This window comes from Bartonella australis AUST/NH1 (genome assembly GCF_000341355.1).
Lineage (GTDB): Bacteria > Pseudomonadota > Alphaproteobacteria > Rhizobiales > Rhizobiaceae > Bartonella > Bartonella australis.
The window spans coordinates 1,306,816-1,333,635 of record NC_020300.1; the positions used below are offsets into that span (position 1 = coordinate 1,306,816).

Genomic DNA, 26,820 nt, shown 5'->3' on the forward strand with positions numbered 1-26,820 from the left:
GCAATGCATTTTGCCCCGCTTTTGGTGAAATATGTAACGGGCTCAATGTCCGCCCTTGAACTTCGCTGTGAAGGAAAAGGAAAAAATTAGGAGCGTGCATTATGCAAAGGAGAGATTTTTTATTATGTACGGCCGCGGGAGCTTTATTTTTCTATTTAGGCCCAGTTTGCGCGAGCACTGATGCGTCTTCCGTGCAAAGTTCGCAAGCCCCGTCTTCGCGGGAAGCCGCGGTTGTGATGGTGCCTGTACCACCAGAAGCTGGCGCTGTACCTGAAACGATGGGCAGATATGGGAGCCGGGCTCAGGGTCCTCGATCTGATTCTGTGAAAAAATACTCTAAGATCGAGGCCGGAAGGGAAGGTGATGTTTTGACTCTACGGAACGTTGATGTTTACGATAATTATGCCACTATAAGGGCGCAAGAAGGAAGATCTTTGGCTCTCACTATGATAGGGGGGACCGTTACTTCAGGAGCTATCGCCTTCTACGCCACTGACGGCGGAAGCATTAAGGGCACAGGGGTCACTGCGGTGGCCAAGTCAGTTGGTTTATTGATGCAGAATAGTCAAATCAGTCTCACAGATTCAAATATCACCATCACAGATGACGTAGGCTCTGGTTCTGTTGGTATTTCCTTCTTGCGACAACAACCACTAACATCTGCAAAAGAACCGGTGAAACCCACGCTTACCAATGAAGTGATGCTGATCAATACAAAGATCTTTGCTGAAAAGGCCGCTGGTATCGCCGGTCCTTTTTCGAGTGGTAGTATCAATCTCAAAAATTCGCAAATTCGCGCCGACGTTTTACTGAGAAGCACAGGTTTTTACCCCGAGGAAGCTCAAAATGAGAGCCCTGCTCCTCTTCTTACTTTAAATGCCGATCATTCTATTTTAGAGGGCGGGTCAAGGCCTTTAGAGGGAAGTCGGACAATTCTCAACCTCAATAATGGCAGTCAATGGATCTTGAAGATTAGTGAAAATGAAAAAATGGGAGAAATGGCACCGCGTAACAGCAGAAACCGGCGTATCTACAAGTTGATTCCTATTGAAACAAGGGCAAAATCGGAGATTTCTGCTCTGATGCTCGATAATAGCAGCATCCTTTTCGAAGGTCCCGTAGAAGGTCATTATCAGACGCTATATATAGGAGAGAGCGTTCTAGATACTAAACAAGTCTACAAAGCGAACGGTGATGCAAAAATTTCTTTAAACACTGAATGGCGTGGCCCTACTGTAAAAGCTGATCAAAAAATTGACCAACTTCTCATTCACGGGGAAGTGTTAGGTAGCACAAAAATTCACGTGAAAGCCGTTAAAGAGAGTGAAAAAACAAGAAGAGATAATCCTGTTTTAAATGAATCTGGGGCTCCTCTCCCTCCAAATAATACGCGGGGAGTTTCGGTTGTTCAAGTTCTTGGACAAGCGAACGAAGACTCCTTTAAATTAGAAAATGGTTATACAACGCTCGGTGATCTTCCTTATAAATATGAGCTTAATGCCTACGGCCCGACATCAAAACATGGCGCGGCTGATAAAAAGGAAAATAAATTTAATAAAGGAACTTCTGGTGATCAAAAAGAGGGGCCATTTTGGGATTTCCGCTTGCAAAATGCATATGCTGATCCCAATGCAAAAATCAGAGCTCTCGTGCCGCAAGCTGCCAGCTATTTGACCTTGCCAAATGCTCTATTCTCATCTGGTCTTACAGATCTGAATCATCAGAGTTCAGTTTTGGCTAATATGCAAATAATGGCACCTGAAATGAGAGAGGGCGGAACAAAGGGATTCTTCCTATCCTCCTACGGTGATAAATTAACCATTTCTTCCAAGCGCACACCACTGCAATATGGTTACGATGCTGATGTGCGTTATGGAGCGGTACAAACAGGTCTCACCTTCACGGCTTCGGAAGATCAAAATACTACCGTGCATTTGGGTCTTTTGGGCTCTTATGGTCGAATCTTTTTTACTCCAAAAGAGATGGAGGCATCTCGCGAAAGCATAATCGATAAATGGTCGCTCACAGCTTATAGCGGTGTACAGCATCAGAATGGTTTATATATCGATGCTCTCTTGTCCTACGGTTTGCTGAAGGGGAATATCGCCAATGACATCATCGGAGAAACAGCAAAAATCAATGATGGGAAAGTGTTCAGTGCTTCTGCTACCCTCGGCCAAAAACTGGGGACCTCTGCAGAAGGATTGATATTTGAGCCGCAAGCACAACTTGTTTATCAGCGCTTGATGTTAAAGACCATTTCGGATGCTGATAATTTTGAAGTTGATATGGGACAGCCTCGTCAATGGTTGATGCGGATTGGTGGGCGTTTAACGAAAGATTTTGCCACTATTAAAGAAGACAACACGCTCTCGTTCTACAGTAAAGTCAACTTTATCAGGGCCTTTGGCGATGGTGGGGTGATAAAGATGGGTGAGAACTTTCCTTCAGATTCTATGGGCTCTTCGATTGAAGGTGGAATTGGCGTCAATGCGCGGTTTTCTCACAAAATTTCCCTTCATGGGGATGTGAGCTATTGGCGCAAGATTCAGGAAACAGGCATATCTGGTGCAACTGTCTCAGGGGGTGTGCAATATCGTTTTTAAATTTCTAACGAGTGCTAAAAATAAATCCGTTATCTCTTGCGTTTCGCCTTTGGGCGGGGCGCGTATGTGTGAAACGGGCTCTCCTCCCCTCCGAAACTTCGCTGTAAAGATAAAGGGGTGAAAGCGAGGGGGGTGTTATACGTAAAAAATTTTATTGTAACTGTGTGGGGGGGTCTCATTTTTCTTTTATCGGGACTCAAGTTATGCAAAGTTGAGCGGATTTAAAAAAGAAGCGGCGCTATTGCCTGCACCTAGGCGAAGTTAAAAATAAAGAGGCGGCCGACCGTCCTATTCTCTGCGCAAAGCGAATTTAGGGTAAAAGCCCGCTGCTTTTTTAAAACGACAGTTCCCCCTTTATTAAAGACAAGAATTCACGGCTTTATTGAACGACAGAGCTAAAACCGGGTTTCGTAGAAGTAATTAAATCCACCACGAATAATCGTTTTGCCCATTAACTGAACGATTCAGGGCCGTTGCTACAATATAAAATTGCGCAATCCCGCGCGATTCGGCCGACTAAGGACGTGAACCGGCAAACTTTTTCTTTTCAAAATTAATTTTGTTTTACAATGAGAAGAAGCCCTGCCTAAGACATTGCACCGACATTTCTACGTCAAACAGTCGCGTCCAAAAGTCGCTCAACAAATCTGCACGCCTTATCAATCATAATGCTCAATATGGACCAAAATAAATTATGAGGCGCCATCTATTTTTTCGGTACTGTTTGCTGCCTCCATTACTTGCGAAAGATTCTTCACTGCGTCTAAGTGGATTTGAAGCAATTCACTATTACGGTGCAATTTTTCCTGCAAATCCGATAACAAGGCTTCTACTTCATTTTCAATATCTTGATCCATATAGCGTTTCATATCACTCATGGACTTATTAAGATCGCTTAAACCACGTGTTTTCCGCAAATTTATTTCTTCATAATCTGGAACACCGCGGCTTTCCAACATGTTACTCTCATAATCGACAACTTCAGCTAACCCTTTAACGGCAGCCACAAATTTCGTCATCGCCCAATCACGACCAATAAGATTATTGTTCAGAGTTTTTTCTTTCAATTCAACACTTTCATTTTTATGTTTTGCTGCAAACATTTTTCACCCCCCAGCAATAATAGCCTAATCCTCATCCTAAACGAGGACGTACCGAAATCAGTTCATTTTGCGAACAACAGCGCCAGCGATAACGCAGTGCAGCCCTCGACTGTTGAAGGTCTGTGTTGTTCTCAACCTGCCCTGTACATCCCCGTTCCTCTCATCCCTTTACAAACAAACACCCACTCAGCGTAAGTCCTGTCAAAAGTTACAAATCCCTTTGCCCATTATTCAATCACCATAAATTTTTAAGTTTATCCCACTCATATTTTACGAAAACCGATAATATTTTGACAATAGACATATTTTTAACAAAATCTTATAGCAGAAGCGCCCCGGAATTTTGGAAAACTTCAGTAATTTTAGTCCTCCGCGGTTCATGTTTTTGTGTGTAGAGCGCGTAATTCTGTCGGTTTGTCGGAGGTTGTTTTCGTTGTCTGGCGGAACCTTCCCCCTTGTACACGGCAGTCCGCGCTTGTGTAGTATTTTGCACAGAATGCGATTTGTCAACAGGAGAACAGTATTCGGACTTACCAACTGCGTAAAATACATGATAGTGGTATTTGAAAGTGGTCCGATAGTCGCTTATTTTACCTGTTTTGTAGCTGTATGCTCCGCGCGTCGTTCTTATTCACTGGACCGTCCGTGTATTTCGTGCCTGAAAGTGCTTTCCAAATATATCAGCTTCGCCGGAGGTTGGAATGCATCCTTTTTCGTGTAACAGGCAAATTCTGATAAAGAAAAAGCAAATTGTTACATTTTTCTTCATCAATCCGTGTCATCGGTATAGAACTCCTAAACTGCCCATTTTCGGGATCAACCTTATAGGCTGAGGACATTCGGTGAAAAAAACAGAAATATACGACTTTCCTTAGTAAATTTTCGCTATTTAGCATATCTTTAAATTTATATTAACCAGTCAGAAAGAAACAAGCGTTGAATTCCTCAGTGATAGAGAAAACCGTTAAAATTCACGCGAGGGGTAAAGGAAGAGGTAAAGGTTAAATCGGATCTCTAAATATTTGATTCCCCTGCCCATAAACGAAAACTTCACAACGTTTTGGGATATATCTTTGTGCTTATGGCCAGCTTGAGCGCCATAATGTCTGCTCTCTTATCCTTTTTAGACCATATTAAAATTTGTCTTTAAAAGTCAAAACTCTATCCAATAGTGAAAACGGCTGTGCTGTCGCTAAAATTGCTCGTGCTGCCTTTTCGTCGTGTTTCATTTGCGTTACCAAAGGTTCTAACCCGTCAAATTTTTGTTGTTCTCGCAAAAATTGTAAAAAAGAAACTGTGCAGTTTTCTCCGTAAAGATCATCGTCAAAATCAAATAAATAAGTTTCCAAAAGCGGTACTCCATCAACAACAACCGTTGGACGACAGCCGAAACTCGCGACTCCATCATGCAAAGTACCATGAGCACGACGTAGTCGTACTGCATATACACCGTGCGCCAAGCCAGTTTGACGAGGTAACATTTGATTAGCAGTGGGAAAGCCCAAAAGGCGGCCAAGTTTTTCGCCATGTATAACATTTGAGCGCACCCGATAATGGTATCCTAATAAACGGGTCGCTTTTTCCACTTTCCCTTGCGATAAAAGCTGACGAATAAAACTAGAAGAAATCATTTTCTTTTGTGCATCTTGGGAAATGCACAAAGAAGGAATTTGAACAACCTCAAAGCCATATTCCTTTCCTCTTTGGCGCAAGAGGTGCGAATTGCCGCCTTTTTGGCGACCAAAGTGAAAATTATCCCCCGTCACCACGATTGAAACGTCAAAGGCCTGTTTTAAAACCACGTCGATAAATTGATCCGCTGAGAAAGCAGAAAAATTTGTATCAAAAGATTGTTCAACGACACCATTAAAGCCAAGAATTTTAAAGATTTCAGCCTTTTCCTCTGCCTCTGTCAAACGATCAACTGGTGCTGAACAGTGAAAAAAACTTCTTGGATGTGGTTCAAAAGTCAAAACAAGCGCTGGTTTATTTCTCATATGCGCAAGGTCAAGAGCCTTTTGTAGGACCACTTGATGACCGCGGTGAACACCGTCAAAATTTCCGATAGCTAGCACTGCACCCCGCCAAGCCGAAGGGAGCATATCATACCCTTGAAGACGCAAAAAGTCGGACATTATTGAAGCGCCCACATTATCGCTTTTGGTCGATAACCATAATGATCAAGAAAAGCGTGCAAAGCTTGTTTATCCAGAACACCATTTTGCGTATAATCACGACGATGAATTCCCCCCATAATATAAAGGGTATCAAGGCCAAAATCGATAGCACCCTTGATATCAGTCAAAAGGCCATCACCAATAGCCAAGATACGATTTTTTTCCACCGACCCGCGTATCTTCTGCAATTTTTCGAAGGCAGAATTATAAATAAATGCGTGTGGTTTACCAGCGATACGTACCTCACCCCCCAATTGTTGGTAAAGGCGCGCTAAGGCGCCAGCACACCAAAATTCTTGATTTCCGCGATGAGCAACAATATCAGGATTAGCACAAATAAAAGGAAAATTCCGCGCCCGTATACGATAAAACATTTCTTTGTAAGAAGACGGTGTTTCGTGTAAACCCTCAAAAAAGCCGCTACAAACGACCACAGAAGCTTCCCATTCTTCAACCAATTCGCATTCCAACTCATCAAACAAAGCCAAATCACGCTGCGGACCGATGAAAAAAATTTTACGTGGAGCTTCGCGAATGAGTTCACGCGTTACATCACCCGAAGTAATAATCTCATCATAGTAACGTGCACCAACTTTCATTCTTTTCAATTGAGCAACAACACCTCCTCGTGGCCGAGGTGAATTAGTGAGCAAAATGACATTTTTTCCCGTTTGTCGAATTTTTTGTAACACTTTCAATGCTGCTTCAAAAACGTGCACACCGTCATGTATGACTCCCCAAATGTCACAAAATACAGCGTCATAACGTGCTATAAAAGTATCGATATGGGTGAGTTCTTCCATTCTGCACCTATTTATATATTTTCTATTGATCAGATTGCTCTTTATTTAAGAAATACTTATCGAAAGATAATTCCCCTGTCACCTACTTTCTCAAAGCGGCGTTTTCGACTCTGCAAGTTGTTAAACCTCTATACAGACTTTCTAATTATTTTAAGCAAATAAAGCCCCCTCAGTGATATACCGCGACAGCTAGCAAACGACATAACACTACCCTTTTAACGTATCCGAGAAAACTCATAGCACCTGCACTAGGCAAAATCCGGCACAAAGACCGCTTTTGCCCCGGGCAGCTTCCCGTTGTAAAAAATAATCTCAAAGACATAAATCGCCGAAATTGGCTTTCAGAAAGCTCCATAATATGGCCATAAAGTGGAGATTTTTTGAATATCGAAAAAAATTTCACAGGAATGTTAATCTATGAGATACAGATACACTGCGGTCATTATAAGTTCTTTTGCTTTTTTTGTCGGTATAAATCTTCATTCTGGAAATAAAAAAAAACAGCTTTTTATACGCAGCCGTGTGAGGCTCACACAAAGACGTCTAGTTCTCATTCAATGTCTGCGGCAACCGGTGGTCAGTTCATAGATCACCCCCCTGGCGTCAATGATGAAAAAAGGAGGAAAAATGAGCTCAGCCCTGTTATGAAGTCTGGCCAAACAGGGAACGCGGTTATATCACCCGCCGGCGCATCTAATAAAACGGGAAGACGGATCAAATATAAAAAAAAACCTAGCACAGCCGCCCAAAAACCTCGACGGTACGGTTCATATATAAAAAGAAGGAGTGGCTTTGCTAAAAAAACTAACAAAAATCCCTCTTTTGCGGCAAAAAACAATAGTGTTGAAAGTAATGAGATTGATGGCCACGCAGAGCAGAAAAAGAACGAACCTTTCTCCGTTATGGAGTCTGGCCAAATAAAAAACATGGCTACAATCTCCACAGACATGTCGGTTAAAGGCAGATGGGTTAAATATAAAACACGAACCGGCGGGACTGTTACAAAATTTCAGCAGTACGACTCCCGCGTAAAAAGAAATAAAGGTCATCCCTTTATGTCAAAGGAAGACGGCGTCGGTGATCAGGCGGAACGAAAAAAAGACTCGCCTCCTCCCAAAAGCTATAGCGTTGCGATCATGGCTGATCCACAGCCGTGGCGTACAGACTCAGGCGATCCTAACTCAGAAGCGAACAGGGCATCATGGAAAGAAACCAATAAGAAAGTTGCACAGGCGATACAATCACAGCAAGCTACATTCCATATCGTTAACGGTGACTTAACTGAATTTGGTCGAAAAAAAACTTATAGTGATTATAGGGAGGTGTACGGACAATCTCTTTCTCCTCTGTACGAGGGACTGGGCAATCATGATTACGCCAATAATGTCGGCGATTGCGCTGAGCCCTGGGAGTGGAATTTTTCTGGAGATGCATGTGCCATCAGCGCAGTCTCCAGAATGGTATCGGAAATAAAAAAATATAAAACTTATTTACTTCATTTTAGTGCAGACTTGCATGAAGCTTCTGATATCAGTACTCCAGGTTGGCGTACTCGCTTAATAAAGGGAAGTTTAAGCTATTCATGGGATTATGAAGATATTCACTACGTACAGCTCCACAATTACCCCACTTATGTTGCCCATTTACAGGAAGCCTACACCGACGTGAAAATAACAAAATCTTTAGATTGGCTCAAAAATGATTTACATCAAGCTGACGTCAGAGGAAAAACCACTATTATCAATTTCCATGATGCTCATGCCCCCCGTTATCGTGGCGACAAAAACTCACATTTTCTTGATCCAAAAAACGCCGCAGATTTAAAAATCTTTAAATCAATAATTACGCGTCATAACGTAAAAGCCATCTTTGTTGGACATGCACATCGGCCGAGTTATTGTCGTGCAGAAGATGATAAAGTGTTCGGCAATATCCCCGTATACACAGCAGGCGCGCTATTTTATGGGGACTACTATCTCATTGATGTGAAGGGAAAAGATATTTATGTTAAAGCTTATAATGGGAAAACAGGCAAACCCCGTTTAGTGAAAGATCTCGGTGCGGTCGGGGAAGACGCGGATTTTTCCGCCACGTGCAGTCGTATATAAAGAAGCACCTGTCTCTTTCCTTTCTGAAAGCAAAATATGTCGCGTGATCTTGATAATATAAGAGGACCCATTCATAGCCATCTTAGTGTCATACTTGGAGACGCTCCCTTTCTTTGGCTATAAGGGCGAATTTACTGAGAATCAACGAAGACCATTTACGCTGGCTCACAAATATTTGGTATACAGGATACCGCCTACACAAAAAACAAGCGCGCAGATCTTTCTGCCAAAGACCGGTGTTTTCGGTGATATTATCAAATGGAATGACACTTAGAATACATCACCCCACATCTTTGCCTTCAACCATTGAAGACACGACTAAGATGCATCAGCTTTTCTCAAACGTGAAAAGAAAGAGCAAAAAAACAAGCTACAAAAGCCCTCAACGTAATATTCAACATCATATAAAGCGCAACAAATAAAAATTTGCTAAGACAAGCCAGGATAAGCAAAATTTATAAAAAGCGCGGTGCAAATAGCCCCATTTTTTTCTTCAGTGACACTACCCAGAGCCCAGATTGCAAGCTTTCATCTCCAACTTTAGAGAAAAATGCTTAGCTATCTTATACGCGCCCTATAACCTCACCCTGCAGTGATGCAGCTTCTCATTAAATCACAGGATTGCCCTTATTATTAACAGAAAAATAAACATCATCGCAAAATATTTCACGAAATAACATTATATTAACGTACTGGTCGCATCTTTATAGTCTAAGGTGATTTTTGTTCACTGCGTTATTCTCTTTTCTTTGTTACAAACCCGATGCATCTTTATGGGCCTAATTAAAAAATTCGCAACTGTTGCTTCCGGAACTTTGATGAGTCGCTTTTTTGGCTTTTTGCGCGAGATGCTAATGGCAGCAGCCCTTGGCACGGGCCCTGTTTCCGACGCTTTTAACGCTGCTTTTCGTTTTCCAAACACATTCCGCCGTTTTTTTGCTGAAGGCGCCTTTAATGCAGCCTTTGTCCCCCTTTTTTCAAAAAAAATTACTAAAGATGGGACGGAAAATGCGTGCAAATTTGCAGAAGAAGTTTTTGGGGTTCTATTTTCAATTCTCTTAATCTTAACCATTGCCATGGAAGTGAGCATGCCTTTTTTGGTGCGGACTCTGATTGCTCCGGGATTTACAGAAGACGCAACAAAATTTAACGCAACAATTCGTTTTACCGCAATTATGTTTCCCTATTTAGCGTGCATGTCTTTAGCGGCGATGATGGGTGGAATGCTCAATGCCTTACAACGCTATTTCGCTGCCGCCATTGCGCCTGTCTTCTTAAATATTATTCTTATTGGTGTGCTCGCTTACGCTTGGCTGTATCAGCTTGACACTTGGCGTATTGGCCTCAATCTTTCTTGGGGCGTTATGGCTGCAGGCCTCCTCCAGCTCATTTTAGTTACAATAGCTTTGTACCGAAGTGGAATAAAAATCTTCCCGCGCCGCCCTCGTTTCAGCCCTGACATCCGCCGGCTTTTGACGTTAGCGCTCCCCGCAGCTATAACAGGGGGGATTACTCAAATCAATTTATTGATCAACACCAATATCGCCTCCGGCCAATCGGGGGCTGTTTCTTCCTTGGTTTATGCCGACCGCCTTTATCAATTACCGCTGGGAGTCGTCGCAATTGCGATCGCCACCGTTCTTTTACCTGAATTGACCAAAGCTCTACGCGACAAAGAAACTAAGGAAGCTCACGATTTGCAAAACCGTGCTATTGAGTTTACCCTCTTTTTGACTCTGCCCGCATCGATTGCTTTTTTACTTATCTCTGATCCCATTGTCAGCTTCCTTTTTGAGCGCGGTCAATTTACCGCCGAATCGACATATGCTGTCGCGCAATTGGTAAAACTTTATGGGCTAGGACTTCCAGCCTTTGTGCTTATAAAGGTCTTTATCCCGAATTTCTTTGCGCGTGAAGATACAAAAACACCGATGATTTTTGCGGGCATTTGTGTTTTCATCAATATTAGCTTGGCCTTAATATTATTCCCGCTTTTATCGGCACGAGGCATTGTTATCGCCGAGATCACCGCTGGGTGGGTCAATGCGCTACTGCTGTGCAGCATTCTTATCAAACGTGGTTATTGGAAATATGATGCGCAACTGATGAAGCAAATTATGCGCTTAATCCTTGCCACTTTTTTAATAGCTGTAGCCTTATATTACGCTCTTGGCTTCTTATCTTTTCCTTTATCCTCGCAAGCGCCGTTTTTTCTACGTGCTGGCACGCTAGCGGGGATCATGATCGTCATCATATCAGTTTATTTTACAGTGTGTTTTTTGCTCGGTACCGATTCCTTTTCCCTCTTGCGCAAAAATTTGAAACGGCATCCGTAATTTTATCTTGCTTTCAGAAATATGCTTTGTCACAACGCGTAAGCAGATGGTATCATTGAGAAAGGCTTATCCTATGGACACTTTCGCACCGCTTGTTTTTTCTGGTGTACAACCAAGTGGTCATTTACACCTTGGTAATTACCTTGGAGCCATTAAAAACTGGGTTGAATTACAAAGGTCTTATAACTGCCTTTATTGTGTTGTCGATATGCACGCGCTGACAGTCAACCCTGACCCGCTTATGTTGGCGGAATCCACACGCACAGCCACAGCTGCTTTTTTAGCGACTGGCATTGATCCAAAAAAACAGATTATTTTCAATCAATCACGCGTTTTTCAGCATGCCGAATTAGCATGGATCTTAAATTGTATTGCCCGCATTGGCTGGCTCCAACGCATGACGCAATTTAAAGATAAAGCAGGAAAAGATCGCGAGAAAGCATCCTTAGGGCTCTTTGCCTACCCCTGTCTCATGGCTGCCGATATTTTAGTCTATCGTGCGACGCATGTCCCCGTGGGTGAAGACCAAAAGCAGCACATTGAGTTAGCGCGTGATATTGCACAAAAATTCAATAATGATTACGCTGAACGCATTATGGAATCAAATTTTGGTATCCCCGTTCAGGTAAACGATAAAGAGGAGCGAGTTTTTTTTCCAGCACCGGAAGCCCTGATTGAAAAAACGGCTATGCGTGTTATGTCTTTGCGTGACGGCACAAAAAAAATGTCAAAATCAGATCCTTCAGATTTGTCGCGTATTAACTTAATTGATGACGCTGATCTTATTGCAAAAAAGATACGCAAAGCAAAAACTGACTCAGCTCCTCTCCCCGATACGCTCGCCGCCTTAGAAGGGCGCCCAGAAGTTGAGAACTTAATTAGTATTTACGCCGCCTTCGCAGAAATTAGTAAAGAAAAGGCTCTTTTAGAGTTCTCAGGTCGTCAATTTTCGATTTTTAAATCGGCCCTAGCTGATCTAGCCGTCCACAAGCTTGCCCCTATCACACAGGAGCTGCGCCGTCTTAATCAAGAGAGTGCTTATATCGACTCTGTTTTGCGTGATGGTGCAGAGCGTGCCAGTATATTAGCGGAAAAAAATATGAAACAAATTCGTGAAATCGTTGGATTTTTGCACAATATATAAAATAACGAAACTCTAACCGTAAAAAGTAAAAACAAAGGCCATATGACCCTTAAGCGGAAAAAACAAAAAACGGATCACAGACGAAAAATTTTGGTCGTCATTGACGGGACGCCGGAATGTCGGCGCGCTGTCGCTTTTGCCGCGCGACACGCCCAAAATACGAACGCTACTTTGGTATTGCTCTCTGTTATTGACAACTCAGAATTTCAACATTTTTTGGGTGTAGGCGACATTATGCGGGCAGAATCAACAGAGCGTGCCTCCACGATTTTGGAACAAATTGCTGATGAGGTGCAGGCCACCCGAGCTCTTGAAACAGAAATGATTGTGCGTGAAGGCAAAAAAATTGATGAAATTTGTGAACTAATTGACAAAGATAAAAAAATCGCACTCATAGTTTTAGCTGCGGGTGCCAGTGCAGAAGGGCCCGGACCGCTTGTCCAATCAATTGCCCACAGGGGGGAGGCGTTTCCCATCCCTGTTACCATCATTCCAAGCGGGCTTGCAGATGAAGATATTGAAACATTCGCTTAAAGCGGTCGTTTTCTGTGCTTTAGTAACGAAGGGACAACGATAGCACATGTTTATTCAAACTGAAACAACACCAAACCCTGCAACGCTCAAATTTCTACCGGGCCGTGTGGTTCTTTCTGAAGGCGTACTGGAATTTCGTGACCGCGAGGAAGCCGCTGAAAGTTCGCCTTTGGCCGTAAAGCTCTTTAATATCCCAAATGTCAGTGGTGTTTTTTTTGGCCACGATTTCATTACTGTGACCAAAAATAACGGTGAATGGCAACATCTTAAACCAGCAATTTTGGGGACAATTATGGAGCATTTTCTTTCTGGCGACCCTGTTATCACTACAAACGCGACGACACAAGCACAAACCCACGCGCTTAACGAAGAATTTTATAATGAAAAAGATGCTGATATTGTCGCAACAATCAAAGAACTTCTCGAAACGCGCGTGCGCCCAGCTGTTGCCAATGACGGTGGAGATATTACCTTCCGTGGCTTCGAGAATGGCATTGTTTACCTCAATATGCGAGGCGCTTGCTCTGGCTGCCCATCTTCAACAGCTACACTGAAATATGGCATTGAAAATCTTCTACGGCATTTTATTCCGGATGTTGTAGGTGTTGAAGCTATGCCGCAATAAGGATTTTCAAAAATAAGAGGTAATGAATAGCGAGAAGCTTTTGTCTTTTTGAGTCCTAATAGAAAATTGTAAATTTTCTTGTTTTTTGGGAAAAGAGTAGCAATAAGCGGGCTTAAATCTATCAAACCGGGGGAACGCTAAGAAGGAATATATGGGGTATGTGATTATAGCGGGGATCGCTTTGGGCATATTGTATTTCCTCGTGTCTAGGGGAAATGCTGCGCAATTCAAGAAGGTTTATCATGCTGCATAACGGGGGAATGCAGATGCACAGTGCAATTTAAGCTTGATGTATAATCAAGGGAAAAGTTTAGCATAAGATTATGCTGAAGCTTTCAAGTGGTATCAGCTTGCCGCAAAACAGGGTCAGGCAAACGCTCAATCTGCTTTGGGGCGATGTATGATTACGGCCAAGGTGCAGCACAGGATTATCCTGAGGCCGTCAAATGGTATCAGCTTGCTGCCCAACAAGGTCATGCGTTAGCACAACATAATTTAGGCATAATACATCGTGACGGTCTGGGCGCCGCACAAAATTATGAAGCAGCCTATATGTGGAGTATAGTAAGCCTGTCTCAGCAACAGAATTTCCGCACTTTAAGATTGAGAGATCATGTTGCCTCACAACTTTCGCAAAAACAAATTGCTCGTGCCCAAAAGGCCACGCAATTATGCATAAATTCTGATTACAAAAATTGCTAGATTTAGTAAGGAGGGGCATATTCATCGAGGGCCATTATATGTCTCATTGAGCCGTATATGGGGGCTTTTTTTGAATTATATCGGCAATAAATTTGAGGAAAATCAAAGAGAAAATATTGTCACTTATTTTTTGTCTGCTCGATGTATTTTTTCGGACAAATCGAGTCTGTTTGCGGTCAAATATTTGCAATAAAAAACAGGCAAGCGAGCGTATTTTTTTGAACCAATTCTCTTCGTGGAGAAGAGAGCCGTTAATAAACTACTATGCGCTATTTTTTTTGGAAAATCTCGATTTTAAGCTGATTTGTCCAATTTTTGCGCTCTTACGATCGATAGTATGGCAGCCCTCTGTCAAGCAGATATTTTTAATCTTAGTGCCACTCTTTAAAATAGATACCGCACCCTTCGCTTCAAAGATTTTTAATCTGCATAGCGTTGCCGCCGTCCATCAATCTACGACCGTTAGCATTGTAAACCGCACCCGAAAAAGTGAGATTCTCGCTCTTTTGTGGCCACTCATGAGCGCATTCAAAACAAAGAAAAATATCACTCTCTTCATAAGTATAAAGACCATCACATTAAAGGCACTTAGAGAGCTGATATATTTTTATTTCACTTTTTGCCTGTAAAAATCACCCATAACGGACGCGCAAAAGGGGGCCCCCCTTTTGCGTGCCATATATTCAAAATTTATTGTTCGCTAGGCTCTGTTTTAAGATTCTCTTCCGGAGCGCTTTCTGGAGAACTCTTCAGAGTATCTTCTGAAGCACTACCTGGAGCACTTTCTGTAGAATTCTTCAAGGCATCTTCTGGAGCAACACTACCTGGAGCGCTTTCTGGAGAATTCTTCGTAGCATCTTCTGGAATAACACTGCCCGGAGCACTTTCTGGAGAACTCTTCATAGCATCTTCTGGAGCAACACTATCTGGAGTGCTTTCCGCAGAATTCTTCAAGGCATCTTCTGGAATAACACTACCCGGAGCGCTTTCTGGGGAACTCTTCAAAGCATCTTCTGGAGCAGCACTACCTGGAGCGCTTTCTGGAGAACTCTTCAAGGCCTTTTCCAGAATATCGTTCACTGTGCTTTCTGGAATGCTCTTCAAGGTGTTTTCCGGAGTGCCTTCTGGAATATTTCCTGTGGTATCATTTTCCGGGGTATTTACCGACGGCTTTTTATCTAAAGAATTTTCATTTCCTTTTTCTTGTTGCGCTTTATGTTTGTCTTCCGCGCTGCCACAACTGACTACGGACAACGAAACGATCGAAATTATGCATAATAAAAGAAGTTTCTTCATCTTCCCCTCTTTCCAACATCCTGGATAAATTTCCCGAGATTGGGCTTTAAATTTAAACTCTCCCCACTTTGGAAAGTGAGGATTTTGCTATACTCGGGCATAAACTAAATTATTCTAGTACATTCCTACTTTAATGAAGTAGATATTAACAGGCTACGTCGTTAACTCAAAAAATGAATTTAAGCAACAGAAGAGACTCTATTTCTTTAAGTATTTCCCTATAAAATCTTTAATATCAGTTTATCTTCTCTCTGCTAAAAATTATCTCTATACCTCGCCCACTGCCGAGAGGGCGCCCTCTATTGCATAAAACGAAAATTCATCAGAGAAACAAATATCGAGGCATATTTCAGAATAGATCGAAAATATAAAAAAACGGGCCACTCGGCCCGCTTCTTTTTTTATTTGGTTTAAGAAGAGCTTAGAAATCCATTCCGCCCATTCCACCCATTCCGCCACCGGACATAGGAGGCATAGGAGTATCTTTTTTCGGAACTTCAGCAACCATTGCTTCTGTCGTAATGAGAAGGCTCGCAATTGACGCGGCATTCTGCAAAGCAGAACGTACAACTTTTACCGGATCAACAATTCCAAGAGCAATCAGATCACCAAACTCACCTTTTGCAGTGTTATAACCGAATGTGTCTGAATTATTCTCAAGTACTTTGCCAACGATAATCGCTGCTTCTTCACCTGCATTACTAGCAATTTGGCGTGCAGGCGCTTGCAAAGCACGACGCACGATGCTAATGCCCGCCTCTTGATCAGGATTGCTTCCTTTAACAGTAAGCATACTGGCCGCGCGTAAGAGTGCAGTTCCACCGCCGGCAACAATACCTTCTTCCACGGCAGCACGTGTTGCATTCAAAGCATCATCGACACGGTCTTTCTTTTCTTTCACCTCAACCTCTGTTGCACCGCCAACACGGATAACAGCAACACCACCAGCGAGTTTAGCAAGTCTTTCTTGCAGTTTTTCGCGATCATAGTCAGAAGTTGTTTCTTCGATCTGTACTTTGATCTGATTCACGCGAGCATCAATTTCGGCCTTTTTTCCAGCACCATCAATAATCGTTGTGTTTTCTTTGGAAATAGCGACTTTCTTTGCACGTCCGAGCATATCTAAAGTGACATTCTCGAGCTTAATACCAACATCTTCAGAAATAACCTGGCCTGATGTCAAAATCGCGATATCTTCCAACATAGCTTTACGGCGATCACCAAATCCTGGAGCTTTAACAGCCGCAATTTTCAAACCACCGCGCAACTTATTAACCACGAGCGTTGCCAGAGCTTCGCCTTCCACATCTTCAGCGATGATAAGAAGCGGTTTACCGGACTGAACAACAGCTTCAAGCACAGGAAGTAAAGACTGTAGATTAGACAATTTCTTTTCGTGAATAAGAATATAAGGATCATCGAGATCAGCCACCATTTTGTCGGCATTTGTAACAAAATAAGGCGAAAGATATCCACGGTCAAACTGCATCCCCTCAACAACTTCCAGTTCAGTTTCAGCAGTTTTCGCTTCTTCCACAGTAATGACACCTTCATTGCCGACCTTTTCCATGGCATCAGCAATCATTTTTCCGATTTCTGCAGCGCCATTAGCAGAGATCGTCCCTACTTGCGCAATTTCTGCTGAAGTTTGAATTTTCTTCGCTTTCTTGAAAAGATTTTCAACCACTTCTTCAACAGCAGCATCGATGCCGCGTTTAAGATCCATTGGGTTCATACCAGCAGCAACAGCTTTTACGCCTTCTTGTACGATAGCTTGTCCCAGAACGGTCGCGGTTGTTGTTCCGTCACCAGCGATATCGTTGGTTTTTGAAGCAACTTCGCGCAACATCTGCGCACCCATATTTTCGAACTTATCCTCTAGTTCAATTTCTTTCGCAACCGATACACCATCTTTCGTGATGCGAGGCGCACCAAATGATTTATCGATCACGACATTACGACCTTTAGGGCCGAGTGTAACCTTAACAGCATTAGCAAGGATATCAACGCCGCGCAACAGGCGCTCGCGCGCTTCACGGCTAAATTTGACTTCTTTAGCGGCCATTTAATTTCTCCTTGGAGTTATCTTAAGAATAGTACAAAATGAAATAATTGGGGAGCTAATTACCCCAAAATTCCCATAATATCGGACTCTTTCATAATTAAGAGTTCTTCACCATCAATCTTAACTTCAGTTCCAGACCATTTTCCAAACAGGATACGATCCCCTTCTTTAACTTCCGTAGGCACGCGCTTCCCGCTATCGTCGAGAGCACCATTGCCAACAGCGATCACTTCACCTTCTTGGGGTTTTTCTTTTGCTGTATCGGGGATAATGATCCCGCCAGCGGTCTTGTTTTCTGATTCAACCCGGCGAACGACAACACGATCGTGAAGCGGGCGGAATTTTATGTTAGCCATGTTCTAAATCCTTAAACTTAATATAATCGAATTAATCTTAAGTTCTTGTTAGCACTCCTCTATTAAGAGTGCTAACGCTGACCGGAATATAAAAATCTCGCTCTACAATGTCAAGGTTTCTTTCTGAAATAATTATTCTCGACGCGCTTCTTGCTCTTGCCTCTTTTTTCTATTTTGCGCTATCTATTTTTTGCTATCTACCTTTTGATTAATAAGTGAACATAAAAGGATTTTATTATGGTTGAAACACGTCAAGAAACTGATAGTTTCGGAACGATTTCGGTGCGTCAAGACCGTTATTGGGGAGCGCAAACTGAACGTTCTCTGCACAATTTTGATATTGGCACAGAAAAACAGCCTCTCGCTTTGATCTACGCTTTAAGCCTTGTTAAAAAGGCTGCCGCTCTTGTCAATATGGAAAAAGGGAAGCTTCCGCAGAATATAGGGCAAGCCATTATTACCGCTGCTGACGAAATATTGGCTGGCGCTTTTGATACGCATTTTCCACTCTCTGTTTGGCAAACAGGTTCTGGCACGCAAAGTAATATGAACGTCAATGAAGTGATTGCTAATCGTGCCAGCGTGCTTTTGGGGGGAACTCTTGGCAGTAAATCGCCCGTTCATCCTAATGATCATGTGAATATGAGCCAATCATCTAACGATTCCTTCCCCACAGCACTTCATATTGCAACGACGCTGCAAACACGCCAACATCTTTTACCGATCCTTGATGATCTTATCGCTGCTTTGCTGGAAAAAGAAAAAGAATTTGCAGACATTATTAAAATCGGACGCACCCACACCCAGGACGCAACACCTTTAACCCTCGGGCAAGAATTTTCAGGATATCGAGCCGCGCTAGAAGCCAACCGTCAACGAATTGAAAAAGCTCTCGATGATGTCCAAATGCTTGCCCAAGGAGGCACTGCTGTCGGAACGGGTCTCAATGCACCACACGGCTTTGATGTTGCATTCGCAAAAACAATGAGCACCCTCACGGGAATAACCTTCAAAACCGCCCACAATAAATTTGAAGCTCTCGCCCATCATGGAGCTCTTGCGCATTTTCACGGAAGCTTAAATGCATTAGCTGCAGATCTTTTCAAAATTGCCAATGACATTCGTTTTTTAGGATCAGGACCACGTTCAGGCTTAGGAGAACTGGCCTTACCAGAAAATGAACCAGGTTCTTCTATTATGCCAGGAAAAGTCAATCCTACTCAATGCGAAGCATTGACTATGGTCGCCTGCCAGGTTTTTGGTAACCATACCAGCGTAACATTTGCTGCCAGCCAAGGCCATTTTGAACTTAATGTCTATAAGCCCGTTATCGGTTATAATGTTCTACAGTCGCTCGGCCTTCTTGGTGATTGTATGCGCTCTTTTAACGTGCACTGCATCAAAGGGCTTCGTGCTAATCAAGATCATATTCATGCTCTTATGGAACGCTCCCTTATGTTAGTGACGGCCCTCGCACCAGAAATTGGCTACGAAAAAGCGGCTGAAATCGCCAAAGCTGCCCATAAAAATGGCACGACTTTGCGTACTGAAGCTTCAAAAGCTGGTGTTTCTGAGGCCGATTATAATCGCTTGGTTAATCCCGAAAAGATGACCCATCCACAATGAGAAATTTCTTATGTTATAATATCGGGTTGTTCACGGCCTAAGTATTTTTTTATATTCAACAATTCAAGTGCCGCGCGTTGTAAAGGCTGGATCACCTTTTGCGGCTCTTGGTCGTGCTTGCATGGATCATTTTCATATTGCTCAAAATAAAGCCGTACTGTCGTGCCTTTTGTTCCAGTCCCGGATAAACGCACGACTATCCGCGCGTCATGATCAAAAAAAATACGCACTCCTTGCTGCATAGTAATAGTTTGATCAATCGGATCATGATAGATAAAATCATCCGCCTTTTTGACCGTCAACCCACCGATTTTGGTCCCTGCCTCCGGCAATTGTGCGCGCAATTGGTCCATCATTGCGTGAGCTTTTGGCGTATCAACTTCTTCATAATCGCAGCGTAAATAATAAAAGCGCCCATAACGACGCCAATGCCGTTGGGCAATTTGTGCTACAGTTTCCCCCGTAGCAGCTAAAAGATTCAACCAAAATAATACGGCCCATAAACCATCTTTTTCGCGCACATGGTTAGATCCCGTTCCAAAACTTTCCTCGCCGCAAAAGGTCACTTTTCCAGCATCCAAAAGTGTCCCAAAGAATTTCCATCCTGTTGGGGTTTCAAAACAATTTAACCCCTCTTCTTCGGCAACCCGATCAACAGCACGCCCCGTAGGCATAGAGCGCGCAATACCCGCAATGCCTTGCCTATACCCTTTTATTAAAGGAGCATGAGCCGTCATAATAGCGAGGGAATCAGAAGGTGTAACAAATTGTTTGCGCCCAATAATAAGATTACGGTCACCGTCGCCATCAGAAGCCGCGCCAAGATCGGGCCCTCGGTCGGACATTAACAGACGGTAGAGATCTTTTGCATAAACTAAATTTGGATCTGGGTGACCTCCCCCAAAATCTGGTAATGGAACACTATTAATCACTGTTCCCTGAGGGAATCCCAAATGTTTTTCGAAAATTTCCTGCGCATAAGGTCCCGTCACTGCATGCATGGCATCAAATCGCAAGGTTAAGCCTTTTGAAACGGCCTGAGCGATGCAATCAAAATCAAAAATTTCTTGCATTAAAGAGACATAATCAACCACAGGATCAATAATTTCCACCTGCATGGACTCTATAACGGTTTTTGCCTCCACTTCTAAATCGATTTCTGGCGCCTCTACAATTTTATAAGAAGAAAGACGTTGCGACGTTGTAAAAATAGCATCGCACAGAGAATTGGGTGCTGGACCACCATTAGAAATGTTGTATTTTATACCGCAATCACCGTTCGGTCCGCCGGGATTATGGCTCGCCGAAAGGATAATACCACCATGAGCGTTATATTTGCGAATAAGATGCGAAACAGCAGGAGTAGACAAAATACCGCCTCGCCCCACTTTAACGTACCCCACACCATTGGCAGCCGCCATTTTCAGCACAGTCTGGATGAGCGTGCGGTTTAAGTAGCGGCCATCACCCCCAAGAATTAACAATTTTCCCTCAAAGGACCCAACATTATTGAAAATAGATTGAATGAAATTTTCTACATAGTGAGGTTGTTGAAAAACTGATACTTTTTTGCGCAAACCAGATGTTCCCGGTTTTTGATCATCAAAAGCCGTTGTCGAAACTGTCGTCACGGTCATTGTGGCCCCTTTATATCTTCTTTTTTAACCCTTAGAGTGAACATCTGCCAAAGTCGATGATTAATTCTGCTTGACGTAAGCATGAAATATTTGCAAATTTACCTTGGTATATGGCTATCCACGGTGCATGTTTGAGCGCACTCGGTATATAGAGTACGTACTTGAACACAGAAGTTGTTTTAACCCATAACTCCCAGAACATACAGGAGCATAATTATGATGAAAAAAAGAGTCCCCGACGTAACTTTCCGCACACGCGTGCGTGACGAATCAGTTGGCGGGAGTAACCCTTACCGGTGGCAGGATGTTGACAGCAATGCGTATTTTAAGGGAAAACGGGTTATTCTTTTTTCTCTTCCTGGCGCGTTTACCCCTACTTGCTCAACCTTTCAGCTCCCCGATTTTGAAAAACTCTATGATGAATTTAAGCAAGCCGGCATTGATGAAATCTATTGCCTTTCCGTCAATGATGCTTTCGTCATGAACGCATGGGGAAGACAGCAAGATATCAAAAATGTGAAACTAATCCCTGATGGTTCTGGTGAATTTACGCGCAAAATGGGAATGCTCGTCGCCAAAGATAATATCGGTTTTGGAATGCGGTCCTGGCGCTATGCTGCTGTGATTAATGACGGTGTCATCGAACAATGGTTTGAAGAAGAAGGCTTTTCAGATAACTGCACTGAAGACCCTTACGGCGTATCGTCACCACAAAATATTTTAAAAGCCCTTCGGGGATAAATTTAAAAAATGACCTGCTCAAATGGCACAGATTTTCCCAGAAGGGGGAGGTTGTGCCATTTTTCGTAGGCGTTTGCGCCGTTTGTCAACTGTTTGAGAGGTAGCTAAGTGGCTAAAATTTTTGTGATTTTTGAGCTGCCAAAATAGCCTGTACTGTTTCCACCAATTGATTTTCGTCAACAGTTACCTGGGCTGGTCGACTTTCGCGCCATGTTTGGTTATCTTTGATTTCACCTGCTAAGCGCGCACCTTCAACCAAATCTTTGATCTGAATTTTCCCTTCCTGGCGTTCTTGAGATCCCTGGATCACAACACAGGGTGCGTGGCGTCGATCCGCATATTTCATTTGTGCTTTCATACCCGACGCTCCTAAATATAATTCAGAACGAATGCCAGCGGAGCGCAATTGCATTACCATTTTTTGATAACGCGCAATAACCTCAAGCTCTTTATCCATCACCAATACCACAACGGGCCCTATTGTTTCCTTCACGGGCAATCTTCCGAGATTTTGCAAAGCCGCTATCAAGCGCGATACACCGATTGAAAACCCCGTCGCCGGAACATCTTCACCACGAAAGCGCGCGACTAACCCATCATAGCGCCCTCCCCCGCCAATTGATCCAAAAACAACTTTTTGTCCCTCGTCATTGAGAATATCAAAAAGCAACGCAGCTTCAAAAACAGGCCCTGTATAATATTCCAACCCTCGTACAACTGATGGATCGATCTTGACGCGATGTTGGTAACCATTTTCAGAAAAGATCGCTTGCATTTCCTCGAGTTCACGCACCCCTTCAAGCCCCTGAACATTGTGCCCTACTACTTTTTTAAGATTATCCAGTGTCTCTTCCGCCGTTTCTGCGCTTACAGAAATCAATGTGAGAATACGGTCAATATCTTGCTCGCCCAGCTCCGCTCCTTTGGTGAAATCACCGCTTTCATCCAAACGACCACGCCCCAAGAGCAAACGCACCCCTTCCGTCCCGAATTTATCCAGCTTATCAATTGCTCTCAGAACAGTTAAGCGTTTTTCAACCTGCCCGCTCCCTCCTAAACCAATGAGTTCTAGAACACCATCTAGAATTTTCCGGTTATTAAGGCGAATAACATAATCATGGAGCGGAATTCCTAATTTTTCTAAGCTATCCGCTGCCATCATGCAAATTTCTGCATCAGCTGCTACTGTTGGTGTCCCCACAATATCGGCATCAAATTGCGTAAACTGCCGAAAACGCCCTGGCCCCGGCTTTTCATTACGAAAAACAAAGCCAAGGCGATAACTACGGTAAGGTTTTGGCAAAATTTCGAAATTCTCCGCGAAATAACGCGCAAGAGGTGCTGTAAGGTCATAACGCAAAGACATCCATTGCTCATCATCATCGCGTAAAGAAAAAACGCCTGCGTTTGGCCGATCTGAATCGGGCAGAAACTTACCGAGAACATCAGTATATTCAAAAATCGGCGTCTCAAGCGCTTCAAAACCATAAAGCTCATAAACTTCACGAATCTGAGCAATCACTGTTTCAATTCCGTATAATTGTGCACTCGTTCGATCGACAAAACCGCGCGGTAAACGGGCTTTAGTTTTTTCTTGTTTTGTAACCATTATTTTTCTCTAACAGCAAATTTTCACGGATCATTGTGTCTATCTCATAGGAACGAGTGCTGCAATGACTTTATAACACAGCGGCCAAGTAGTAGCGCTGCAGCTGCATGGTAATGTCGCCGCGCTTTTGCCCTTCATAAGGCTCGATCTCCTTTTACCGATCGGAGCCCTAAACGCCGACATGCTCCCTCAAACTTCTCACTCTACATCATAATATAATAGGTTAGCAGTTTTCCTGGGAGAAAATTTAAAGGTGCAAGACCTATTGTCTAATCTCAATTAAGAAACTTCCCCTTCCACTCAGCAGTGAAGCACACGAGCGTGCAAACTGTATTGGGCAACATACCGCCGCTGGAAAAAATAGTCTGGCCCTATTTCCGGAAGGACGACCTAATCTATTTTGGAGGGATAGTCCTACCCGTAGGGGGGAATGACCTGTACCTATTTCTGGAAGAACGTTCCAGCCTAACTTTGCATAACTTTTCGCATCCTAAACCACTTATTGGAACATAATTTTCCTCTGCGCATTTTATCCCCAGCATCATTCAAGGAGATATACATATGGAAACGCGTATTCCAATAGACGCATCGTCAGACACTCATTTCGCAGGAAGCTTTGCACTGGAAACAGAGTATTCAACCGGCAACCAAAATATTTCATGGTCTGCTATTCTAGCCGGCTTCATTACCGCTGTCGCCATCTCAATCTGCTTTTCTTTTTTGGTCGCAGCTTTAGGCCTGGGGAAAATCGATCTCTCTTTTTCTGCTCCCTTCGAAGGGGCCCTAACATCAATGGGTATTGGTTCTATTGCTACCATTATTCTTAGTCTTGCAGGTGGGGGCTTCGTGGCTGGACGTTTCGCAAAAGGAGCAGGAGCAGCTCACGGCTTTTTAACTTGGGCCCTCTTAACTCTTGCGGTAACACTGCAAGCTGCCCTGTTTCTTTCAGGCGCTGCCAATCTAGGTGCTCAAACTGTATCAGGCGCTGCTTCTTCTCTTAAAACAGGAGGACAGGCCATCCTCTCCGCAACAAATTCTCAGTCTTTGGAGCGCTTGCTGGATGATCAAGTCAGCCCTGTGGCCGATTTTGATAAACTCCGTGGCGATTTACGCACACTTCTGAACAAAAACGAGATCTCTGCTTTGGACCCTGAACGCCTGAACCAGGCCTATGAAGGAGCTCTTGGAGATATTCGGTCAGCTCTAACAGCTTTCAAAGATGACCCTTCTCATTACCGTACATATCTCAGAGACCTCGGTTCCAACCTTTCTGAGCGTGCACAAACCTTAAAGGCGTCTATCAACCGTAATGATATTGTTCGTACTCTCGTGAACGATGGCATGACCCAAGCTGAGGCTGAGCAAACAGCAGACCGCGCCATTCGTACTTATCAGGCTGCAAGAGAAAAAATTGAACAGGCGATCGAAACACTAAGTGAGCAAACTGGCCATATTGAAACACTTGCCCAAAACGCTCAGACCGCCGCCAATAAAGCTATTGGGACAGCTTCAGCCATTGGATGGTTGAGCTTCTTAGGTAGCCTCATTGGAGCTATCATCGCCAGCGTCTGTGGCTATTATGGTTATCAAAGCCGCCAAAATTATTTCATTTTTTGAAAATAGTTTGACCACCATCTACCCTCCAAAAAGGCTGCACAAACTGTGTGGCCTTTTTGGTTTTAAGATTTTCTCTCTATCGATCATGAAAAATAAGCTCACAAGTCTTTCACTAAAGGATGTGAGCACAATTTCACTTCGCGACGGTCATTCTATCTCCTACAACCTTTGCGGCAGGCGTACAAAGCTCCGCACAGGTGCGCCCTTTTTAAGATCATATCTATCTTATTTTTGTAAATGCGAAACACGTGTCTTGATCAGTTCAATAATCTCACCAAAAATGTCTGACTTTAAACCACCAGCTTCTAATTCTTTTTTTAAAGTTTCTGCTGCGTAGACAATACGTTTAATATATAATTCAATATAATAATCTACCAACACTCGCGCCGTTTTTGTATCATCAACCAAGCGGTAAAAATGGCGCCGATAAATATTTTCTGGATCATATTCTCCACCAATTTTCATAGCCATTTCTGTCGCAAGATTAGGGTAAATAGCCGTACTCAAAAGGTCGTAAGGCGGCGCAAGAGACGGTTTCTTTTCTGAATATAAAAGAGAGAAATTTTTGCCGTGGGCGTCATTATTGCCAATCAAATAGTTGAAAAGAATTATTTTAAATAATTTAAGCTGAGCGAGCGCAGGGCTTTCCGCATTTTTTGTCATTATCTCTTGGCAACGTTTAATCGTCGGCCCTCCCTCGCGCTCATATTTCAACTCAGGTGGAATACCTAACGCTTGACAAAAATCTTCTTGATGAATGCGGATAACTTGTCCTTTGTCATCAATCGCACGGTCATATCGTGCTATAAGACAATAAGGAATTTCCCCTGCAAAATGAAGGGAAACCTTAGGCACACTCAACCACATATGGAACGCGAGTCTCATACAAAAGAATTCATTATGCGCGCTGTCCTTAATATGTTTAATCATTGGCTTTAAAATATGGGTAGTGGGTGCTCCTCCTTTCATGAGTTGAATCTGCCCATTTTTATAACCAACGGCCAGCTTGTCTTGGGCCCCTGCAAGGGATAAGCGGTAACCACCGTCCCCCGCCAACATGGGGCGACGGTTAATAAGCTTTAAAATGTCATACAAACGTTCAGGACTTAAATTTTCAACCTCTTCTGTTGCCTCTTCAGGTTTTTCTCCTTGCGGGTAAAAAGCTAAAGCCCCTGCGCAATCCCCTCCAACAGCTTCCAGCAAAGCAAAAGGATTTTTCTCTGAAAGACCTAAATTTTGGGCAAGACGTTTTCTCACCTCTTCATCGGGTAAAAGCCCGGAAAAAAACGCCTTCACCTGAGATGTATCATAAGGCTCTTTGCGCAAAGGCAGCGAAAGTGAAACGGGGAGCCGTTTTTCATCAACATAAGCGTGGTCATAAGCAAAACTCAATTGGCCACTCGTTTCTTGCGTGAGAGTGCCAACAAAATAACCTTTCAAATAAACATCTAAAACGCGGCTCATAATAGTTCACCACCGATTTCAACCGTGAGGCCCAGCATCTGAATAATCACTAAGGCTTTACCGATATGGCAAGATTCTTTCCCTTGTTCTAATTCGCGAATAAAACGCACCCCAACACCACTTACACCCGCCAGTTGCTTTTGCGTTAGCCCTTGCATTTTTCGTGTTTGCCGAATAAGGCTGCCTAATTTTTGAACTTGCGTATCCATTAGATTTCAACCCTCTCGGGATTATTTAAGCGTAAATAAGCGCTATATCAACAAAAAGAACC

Annotated in this window: 20 protein-coding genes and 1 pseudogene; 10 read left to right on the top strand and 11 right to left on the bottom strand. The window is 43.2% G+C overall.

The window, feature by feature from the left end; genetic code table 11:
* Positions 1–101 precede the first annotated feature (101 nt).
* On the top strand, positions 102–2,606 hold the full coding sequence (locus tag BANH1_RS05630) for an autotransporter outer membrane beta-barrel domain-containing protein (protein WP_015398406.1): 2,505 nt from the start codon (positions 102–104) through the stop codon (positions 2,604–2,606).
* A gap of 692 nt (positions 2,607–3,298) precedes the next feature.
* On the opposite strand, the gene BANH1_RS05635 is transcribed toward BANH1_RS05630, so the two are convergent.
* The 3 genes from BANH1_RS05635 to BANH1_RS05645 all read right to left on the bottom strand — a co-directional run bounded on the left by BANH1_RS05635 (position 3,299) and on the right by BANH1_RS05645 (position 6,689).
* A complete protein-coding gene (locus tag BANH1_RS05635) occupies positions 3,299–3,709 on the bottom strand; it encodes a hypothetical protein (protein WP_015398407.1) in 411 nt (136 codons plus the stop codon).
* 1,133 nt (positions 3,710–4,842) lie between these two features.
* Complete coding sequence (locus tag BANH1_RS05640; protein ID WP_015398408.1) at positions 4,843–5,844, bottom strand: bifunctional riboflavin kinase/FAD synthetase; 1,002 nt, start codon at positions 5,842–5,844, stop codon at positions 4,843–4,845.
* Positions 5,844–6,689 (bottom strand): TIGR01459 family HAD-type hydrolase, encoded by an 846-nt coding sequence (locus BANH1_RS05645; RefSeq protein ID WP_015398409.1) that lies wholly within the window; start codon positions 6,687–6,689, stop codon positions 5,844–5,846. The genes BANH1_RS05640 and BANH1_RS05645 overlap by 1 nt, the downstream gene beginning before the upstream one ends.
* A 1,055-nt stretch (positions 6,690–7,744) precedes the next feature.
* Here BANH1_RS05645 and BANH1_RS05650 point away from each other — a divergent pair.
* The 6 genes from BANH1_RS05650 (at position 7,745) to BANH1_RS07100 (ending at position 14,138) form a co-directional block, all read left to right on the top strand.
* Positions 7,745–8,797: a metallophosphoesterase gene (locus BANH1_RS05650; RefSeq protein WP_244427675.1), complete on the top strand. Its 1,053-nt coding sequence runs from the start codon at positions 7,745–7,747 to the stop codon at positions 8,795–8,797.
* Between the two features lie 773 nt (positions 8,798–9,570).
* Positions 9,571–11,133, top strand: coding sequence for a murein biosynthesis integral membrane protein MurJ (gene murJ / locus BANH1_RS05655; protein WP_015398411.1), 1,563 nt, complete (start codon positions 9,571–9,573; stop codon positions 11,131–11,133).
* Between the two features lie 73 nt (positions 11,134–11,206).
* Complete coding sequence (gene trpS / locus BANH1_RS05660; RefSeq protein ID WP_015398412.1) at positions 11,207–12,277, top strand: tryptophan--tRNA ligase; 1,071 nt, start codon at positions 11,207–11,209, stop codon at positions 12,275–12,277.
* 42 nt (positions 12,278–12,319) lie between these two features.
* Positions 12,320–12,811 (top strand): universal stress protein, encoded by a 492-nt coding sequence (locus tag BANH1_RS05665; protein ID WP_015398413.1) that lies wholly within the window; start codon positions 12,320–12,322, stop codon positions 12,809–12,811.
* Between the two features lie 46 nt (positions 12,812–12,857).
* Positions 12,858–13,436 carry a NifU family protein gene (locus BANH1_RS05670; RefSeq protein WP_015398414.1) on the top strand — a complete coding sequence of 193 codons (579 nt, stop codon included), beginning with the start codon at positions 12,858–12,860 and terminating at the stop codon, positions 13,434–13,436.
* A 339-nt stretch (positions 13,437–13,775) separates the two neighbouring features.
* On the top strand, positions 13,776–14,138 hold the full coding sequence (locus tag BANH1_RS07100) for a tetratricopeptide repeat protein (RefSeq protein WP_144050550.1): 363 nt from the start codon (positions 13,776–13,778) through the stop codon (positions 14,136–14,138).
* A gap of 262 nt (positions 14,139–14,400) precedes the next feature.
* On the opposite strand, the pseudogene BANH1_RS07255 reads toward BANH1_RS07100, so the two are convergent.
* The 4 genes and pseudogenes from BANH1_RS07255 to groES all read right to left on the bottom strand — a co-directional run bounded on the left by BANH1_RS07255 (position 14,401) and on the right by groES (position 17,855).
* Positions 14,401–14,683 (bottom strand): annotated as a pseudogene (locus tag BANH1_RS07255) (PhnA domain-containing protein).
* A gap of 145 nt (positions 14,684–14,828) precedes the next feature.
* Positions 14,829–15,434 (bottom strand): leucine-rich repeat domain-containing protein, encoded by a 606-nt coding sequence (locus BANH1_RS05685; RefSeq protein ID WP_015398417.1) that lies wholly within the window; start codon positions 15,432–15,434, stop codon positions 14,829–14,831.
* Positions 15,435–15,855: 421 nt separating this feature from the next.
* Positions 15,856–17,499, bottom strand: a complete 1,644-nt coding sequence (gene groL / locus BANH1_RS05690) for a chaperonin GroEL (RefSeq protein WP_015398418.1) — start codon at positions 17,497–17,499, stop codon at positions 15,856–15,858.
* Between the two features lie 59 nt (positions 17,500–17,558).
* The gene (groES, locus tag BANH1_RS05695; RefSeq protein ID WP_015398419.1) at positions 17,559–17,855 is read right to left on the bottom strand and encodes a co-chaperone GroES; all 297 of its coding nucleotides are present in this window, start codon (positions 17,853–17,855) and stop codon (positions 17,559–17,561) included.
* Positions 17,856–18,092: 237 nt separating this feature from the next.
* On the opposite strand from groES, the gene fumC reads away from it, so the two are divergent.
* Positions 18,093–19,481, top strand: a complete 1,389-nt coding sequence (gene fumC / locus BANH1_RS05700) for a class II fumarate hydratase (protein WP_015398420.1) — start codon at positions 18,093–18,095, stop codon at positions 19,479–19,481.
* Between the two features lie 8 nt (positions 19,482–19,489).
* Here the strand turns inward: fumC and BANH1_RS05705 are convergent, their stop codons facing one another.
* Entirely contained in the window at positions 19,490–21,118 is a 1,629-nt protein-coding gene (locus tag BANH1_RS05705; protein WP_015398421.1) for an alpha-D-glucose phosphate-specific phosphoglucomutase, read from the bottom strand.
* 216 nt (positions 21,119–21,334) lie between these two features.
* On the opposite strand from BANH1_RS05705, the gene BANH1_RS05710 reads away from it, so the two are divergent.
* Positions 21,335–21,859, top strand: a complete 525-nt coding sequence (locus tag BANH1_RS05710) for a peroxiredoxin (protein ID WP_015398422.1) — start codon at positions 21,335–21,337, stop codon at positions 21,857–21,859.
* 112 nt (positions 21,860–21,971) lie between these two features.
* On the opposite strand, the gene hisS is transcribed toward BANH1_RS05710, so the two are convergent.
* The gene (gene hisS / locus BANH1_RS05715; RefSeq protein ID WP_015398423.1) at positions 21,972–23,468 is read right to left on the bottom strand and encodes a histidine--tRNA ligase; all 1,497 of its coding nucleotides are present in this window, start codon (positions 23,466–23,468) and stop codon (positions 21,972–21,974) included.
* A 561-nt stretch (positions 23,469–24,029) separates the two neighbouring features.
* Here hisS and BANH1_RS05720 point away from each other — a divergent pair.
* Positions 24,030–25,085 (top strand): TIGR04086 family membrane protein, encoded by a 1,056-nt coding sequence (locus BANH1_RS05720; RefSeq protein WP_015398424.1) that lies wholly within the window; start codon positions 24,030–24,032, stop codon positions 25,083–25,085.
* A gap of 225 nt (positions 25,086–25,310) precedes the next feature.
* Here BANH1_RS05720 and BANH1_RS05725 read toward each other — a convergent pair whose 3' ends face one another.
* Positions 25,311–26,549, bottom strand: coding sequence for a type II toxin-antitoxin system HipA family toxin (locus tag BANH1_RS05725; protein ID WP_015398425.1), 1,239 nt, complete (start codon positions 26,547–26,549; stop codon positions 25,311–25,313).
* Entirely contained in the window at positions 26,546–26,758 is a 213-nt protein-coding gene (locus BANH1_RS05730; protein ID WP_015398426.1) for a type II toxin-antitoxin system Y4mF family antitoxin, read from the bottom strand. The genes BANH1_RS05725 and BANH1_RS05730 overlap by 4 nt, the downstream gene beginning before the upstream one ends.
* Between the last annotated feature and the right edge of the window lie 62 nt (positions 26,759–26,820).